Source organism: Pontibacterium sp., from assembly GCF_041587635.1.
Classification (GTDB): domain Bacteria; phylum Pseudomonadota; class Gammaproteobacteria; order Pseudomonadales; family Balneatricaceae; genus Pontibacterium.
Genome location: NZ_JBFGYC010000292.1, coordinates 1 through 5,028, shown reverse-complemented (window position 1 = coordinate 5,028; position 5,028 = coordinate 1). Strand labels below are relative to the sequence as shown.

Below are 5,028 nucleotides of genomic sequence, written 5' to 3'. Positions count from 1 at the left end.
CTTGGTAAGGGTGAGGTCGGCGGTTCAAATCCGCCCATGAGCTCCAGTTTTATGAAGGGCAGATATAGCAATATATCTGCCCTTTGTTATATTTGTTTTTCAAAAATTATCGCTAGTGGACTGTACTGATGGCTAAAGAACAATTTGAACGCTCCAAGCCGCACGTTAACGTTGGTACGATCGGCCACGTTGACCACGGCAAAACTACACTGACAGCTGCCCTGACTCGCGTATGTGCGGAAGTCTTCGGCGGTGAAATGAAAGCGTTCGATCAGATCGATAACGCTCCAGAAGAACGTGAGCGCGGTATTACTATCGCAACGTCTCACGTTGAATACGATTCTACTATCCGTCACTACGCACACGTAGACTGCCCGGGACACGCCGATTATGTTAAAAACATGATCACGGGTGCTGCGCAGATGGATGGCGCGATTCTGGTATGTGGTGCAACTGATGGCCCTATGCCTCAGACTCGTGAGCACATCCTGCTGTCCCGTCAGGTGGGCGTACCTTACATTGTTGTATTCCTGAATAAAGCTGACCTGCTGGCTGAAGATTGCGGCGGTGTTGACTCTGAAGAATACGAAGAGATGTTGGAATTGGTAGAGATGGAGCTGCGTGAGCTGCTTGATACCTACGACTTCCCAGGTGATGACACTCCAATCGTTGCGGGTTCCGCTCTGATGGCGCTGAACGGCCAGGACGACAATGAGCTGGGTACGACAGCTGTTAAGAAGCTGATCGAAGCACTGGATACTTACATTCCAGAGCCAGAGCGTGCTATTGATCAGCCGTTCCTGATGCCTATCGAGGACGTATTCTCTATCTCCGGTCGTGGTACCGTAGTAACAGGTCGTGTAGAGCGTGGTATCGTTAACGTTGGTGACGAAATTGAAATCGTCGGCGTTAAAGAAACTACCACTACTACTTGTACTGGTGTTGAAATGTTCCGTAAGCTGCTGGACGAAGGTCGTGCAGGTGAGAACATTGGTGCGCTGCTGCGTGGTACTAAGCGTGATGATGTTGAGCGTGGTCAGGTACTGGCTAAGCCAGGTTCTATCACTCCGCACACGCGTTTCGAAGGCGAAGTATACGTGCTGTCCAAAGAAGAGGGTGGTCGTCACACTCCATTCTTCAAAGGCTACCGTCCACAGTTCTACTTCCGTACAACTGACATCACTGGTGCTTGTGAGCTGCCAGAGGGTGTAGAAATGGTAATGCCGGGTGACAACATCCAGATGGACGTTACTCTGATCAACCCAATCGCAATGGAAGAAGGTCTGCGTTTCGCTATCCGCGAAGGTGGTCGTACCGTTGGTGCAGGTGTTGTATCCAAAATCATCGAATAATATTCGCTGATTGACAGAAAAAGGCTCCCGGATTGGGAGCCTTTTTTTTGGTTAAAAAATAAGCTTGACCGAATATCCTTATGCAAGTAGTATTTGCGTCCCCTACATAGTAGGGGTGGTCGGCTTTGCCGTAATATAATTCGTTAGGAATTGTGTGATCGAAATGCAGAATCAGAAAATTCGTATTCGTCTGAAAGCCTTTGATCATCGCCTGATCGACTCCTCCGCGCAGGAAATTGTAGATACTGCGAAACGGACGGGTGCTCAGGTGCGTGGCCCGATCCCACTTCCAACCCGCAAAGAACGCTACACAGTTCTGGTTTCTCCTCACGTGAATAAAGATGCACGTGATCAGTATGAAATCCGTACTCACAAGCGTGTTCTGGACATCGTTGAGCCAACTGAGAAAACAGTTGACGCACTGATGAAGCTGGATCTTGCTGCGGGTGTAGAAGTGCAGATCAGCCTCGGCTAATCAAAAAAAGGCACTGCGCAGATTTAATTTATTAATGAAGCGCTTTTTTAGTGTGGAATGCTCTGGAAAGGGCAGCCGTAGTGGGTAACAGCCCCGTACACAACTGGCAAGAGGTTTTTAAAAATGTCTGTAGGTCTTATCGGACGTAAAGCGGGTATGACGCGCATCTTCGCAGAAGATGGCGTATCCGTGCCAGTCACCGTCATCGAAGTGGAACCGAACCGTGTAACTACTGTGAAAACAGCAGATACCGACGGCTACGCAGCGGTACAGGTTACTACCGGTTCTAAGCAGGCTAATCGCCTGTCTAAGCCGGAAGCGGGTAACTTCGCCAAAGCTGGTGTAGAAGCCGGTCGAGGTTTGTGGGAGTTCCGCCTGTCAGGTGACGAAGAAGTCAACGTTGGCGATGAGCTAACTGTTGCGCGCTTCGAAGCAGGTCAGAAAGTAGATGTTACTGGTCAGTCTAAAGGTAAAGGTTTCCAGGGCGGCATTAAGCGCTGGAACTTCTCCATGCAAGACGCGACTCATGGTAACTCGCTGTCTCACCGTGCTCCGGGTTCTATTGGTCAGTGTCAGACTCCTGGCCGCGTGTGGAAAGGCAAGAAAATGGCAGGGCACATGGGTGCTGCACAGGTAACTGTACAGACTCTGGAAGTCGTTCGCGTAGATGTTGAACGTAACCTGCTGTTGATCAAAGGTGCTGTTCCGGGCGCAACCGGCGGTGACGTAATCGTTAAACCGGCTGTTAAAGTCGGCGCCTAAGGGGGTTTGAAATGAATCTGAATTTAGCTGGAGCTAACGGTTCGGTAGAAGTTTCCGACCTGGCTTTTGGTAAAGAATTCAACGAAGCGCTAGTACATCAGGTTGTTACGGCATACCTGGCTGGCGCTCGTCAGGGTACTAAAGCCCAGAAAAACCGCTCTGCGGTATCTGGTGGTGGTGCAAAACCTTGGCGTCAGAAGGGCACCGGTCGTGCTCGTGCGGGTACTTCCCGTTCTCCAATCTGGCGTACTGGTGGCGTAACGTTCGCTGCACAGCCACGTGACCATGCTCAGAAAGTAAACAAGAAAATGTACCGCGCTGCTATGCGTTGCATCTTCTCTGAGCTGGTTCGTCAGGAACGCCTAGTGGTTGTAGAAGATTTCGCTCTGGAATCTCCTAAAACTAAACAGTTTGTGGCCAAGCTGAACGAGCTTGACCTGTCTAACGTACTGCTGATCACTGCAGACGTAGAGCAGAACCTGTACCTGGCTGCGCGCAACGTACCACACGTTGACGTACGCGATGCTGCGGGTGTTGATCCAGTAAGTCTGGTCGGTTTCGACAAGGTACTGGTCACTGTTGCTGCGCTGAAGAAGGTTGAAGAGGTGCTCGCATGAACCAGGAACGCATCTTCCAAGTGCTGTTGGGTCCGCACATCTCTGAAAAGGCAACCATCGTAGCTGAAGGTTCTCAGCAGGTGGTGTTCCGCGTTACTAATGACGCTACCAAGCCAGAAATCAAGAAAGCGGTTGAAGAGCTGTTCGACGTCAAAGTTAAAGGCGTGAACATCGTCAACGTTAAGGGCAAGACCAAGCGCACTGCGCGTGGTTTCGGCAAGCGTAATGATGTACGTAAAGCGTATGTCTGCCTGGCTGACGGCTCTGAGATTGATTTCCTCGGTGGCGAGTAATTAGGGGTTTAAAAAATGGCATTGATCAAAACTAAGCCGACCTCTGCTGGACGTCGTCATGTCGTTAAAGTGGTAAGTGCTGACCTTCACAAAGGTAAGCCTTACGCGCCGCTGGTTGAGAAGAAATCCAAAAGCGGTGGTCGTAACCACTACGGTCGTATCACTACTCGTCACGTAGGTGGTGGTCACAAACAGCAGTACCGTGTTATCGATTTCCGTCGTAACAAAGATGGAATCCCAGCCGTTGTAGAACGTCTGGAATACGATCCTAACCGTTCCGCACACATCGCTCTGTTGAAATATGCAGACGGTGAGCGTCGTTACATCATCGCACCTAAAGGTGTTGCTGCTGGTTCCCAGATTAAATCTGGTACCGACACTGACATCAAACCAGGTAACTGCATGCCTTTGCGCAACATCCCAGTGGGTTCTGTTGTGCACTGCATCGAGTTGAAACCTGGTAAAGGCGCTCAGATGGCACGTTCTGCGGGTACTTCTGCTCAGCTGGTCGCGCGTGAAGGTGCTTATGCAACTCTGCGTCTGCGTTCCGGTGAGATGCGTAAAGTCCTTGTTGACTGTCGCGCAACTCTGGGTGAAGTAAGCAACTCTGAACACTCCCTGCGTCAGCTGGGTAAAGCTGGTGCTAAGCGCTGGCGTGGTGTTCGTCCTACCGTTCGCGGTGTTGCAATGAACCCGGTTGATCACCCACATGGTGGTGGTGAAGGTCGTACCTCTGGTGGTCGTAACCCTGTTACTCCATGGGGTGTACCAACCAAGGGTTATAAGACCCGTAAGAATAAGCGTACCGATAAATTGATCGTACGCCGTCGTCAAGCCAAATAATTAGGTTGAGGATACAGTTGTGCCACGTTCACTGAAGAAAGGTCCATTTATCGACCTTCACCTGCTGAAGAAGGTAGAGGCTGCAATTGAGAACAATGAGCGCCGTCCTATCAAGACTTGGTCTCGTCGTTCTACCGTCTTCCCGAACTTTGTCGGTTTGACGATTGCAGTACATAACGGTCGCCAGCACGTTCCAGTGTTCATCACTGAGGACATGGTCGGTCACAAATTGGGCGAGTTCGCTGCTACACGTAACTATCGTGGTCACGTAGCGGACAAGAAAGCCAAGCGATAAGAGGAGTTAGATGATGGAAGTTGCCGCTAAATTGAAAGGCGCCCGCATCTCCGCTCAGAAAGCCCGTCTGGTAGCAGACCAGATCCGTGGCAAGTCTGTCGGTGAAGCTCTGGACATCCTGGCATACAGCCCGAAAAAAGGTGCGGCGCTTGTCAAGAAAGTACTGGAGTCTGCGATTGCAAACGCAGAACATAACGAAGGTGCTGATATCGACGAGCTGCGCGTTTCTACTATCTTCGTTGATGAAGGTATGACCATGAAACGCATCAAGCCGCGTGCAAAGGGTCGCGCAGATCGTATTCTGAAGCGTTCCTGCCACATCACCGTAAAAGTGGCTGACTAAGCGACTGCTAGGAGAGTTTGTTATGGGTCAGAAAGTACATCCGACCGG

The 5,028-nt window shown here is 50.7% G+C and carries 8 protein-coding genes; all 8 read left to right on the top strand.

The annotated features are described in order from the left end of the window. Positions 1-128: 128 nt before the first annotated feature. The 8 genes from tuf (at position 129) to rplV (ending at position 4,980) form a co-directional block, all read left to right on the top strand. Positions 129-1,352: an elongation factor Tu gene (gene tuf, locus ABYW01_RS13780; protein WP_372833628.1), complete on the top strand. Its 1,224-nt coding sequence runs from the start codon at positions 129-131 to the stop codon at positions 1,350-1,352. Positions 1,353-1,515: 163 nt separating this feature from the next. Further along, entirely contained in the window at positions 1,516-1,827 is a 312-nt protein-coding gene (gene rpsJ / locus ABYW01_RS13775) for a 30S ribosomal protein S10 (RefSeq protein WP_027857456.1), read from the top strand. A 123-nt stretch (positions 1,828-1,950) separates the two neighbouring features. Further along, on the top strand, positions 1,951-2,589 hold the full coding sequence (gene rplC, locus ABYW01_RS13770; RefSeq protein WP_372833625.1) for a 50S ribosomal protein L3: 639 nt from the start codon (positions 1,951-1,953) through the stop codon (positions 2,587-2,589). A gap of 11 nt (positions 2,590-2,600) precedes the next feature. Continuing rightward, positions 2,601-3,206, top strand: coding sequence for a 50S ribosomal protein L4 (rplD, locus tag ABYW01_RS13765; protein ID WP_372833622.1), 606 nt, complete (start codon positions 2,601-2,603; stop codon positions 3,204-3,206). Continuing rightward, positions 3,203-3,499, top strand: a complete 297-nt coding sequence (gene rplW / locus ABYW01_RS13760) for a 50S ribosomal protein L23 (RefSeq protein WP_372833620.1) — start codon at positions 3,203-3,205, stop codon at positions 3,497-3,499. Before rplD ends, rplW begins: the two co-directional genes overlap by 4 nt. A gap of 15 nt (positions 3,500-3,514) precedes the next feature. Then, positions 3,515-4,342, top strand: coding sequence for a 50S ribosomal protein L2 (gene rplB / locus ABYW01_RS13755; RefSeq protein ID WP_193952496.1), 828 nt, complete (start codon positions 3,515-3,517; stop codon positions 4,340-4,342). 19 nt (positions 4,343-4,361) lie between these two features. Continuing rightward, positions 4,362-4,637: a 30S ribosomal protein S19 gene (gene rpsS, locus ABYW01_RS13750; protein ID WP_372833617.1), complete on the top strand. Its 276-nt coding sequence runs from the start codon at positions 4,362-4,364 to the stop codon at positions 4,635-4,637. Between the two features lie 13 nt (positions 4,638-4,650). Then, positions 4,651-4,980 (top strand): 50S ribosomal protein L22, encoded by a 330-nt coding sequence (gene rplV / locus ABYW01_RS13745; protein ID WP_282353706.1) that lies wholly within the window; start codon positions 4,651-4,653, stop codon positions 4,978-4,980. Positions 4,981-5,028 lie beyond the last annotated feature (48 nt).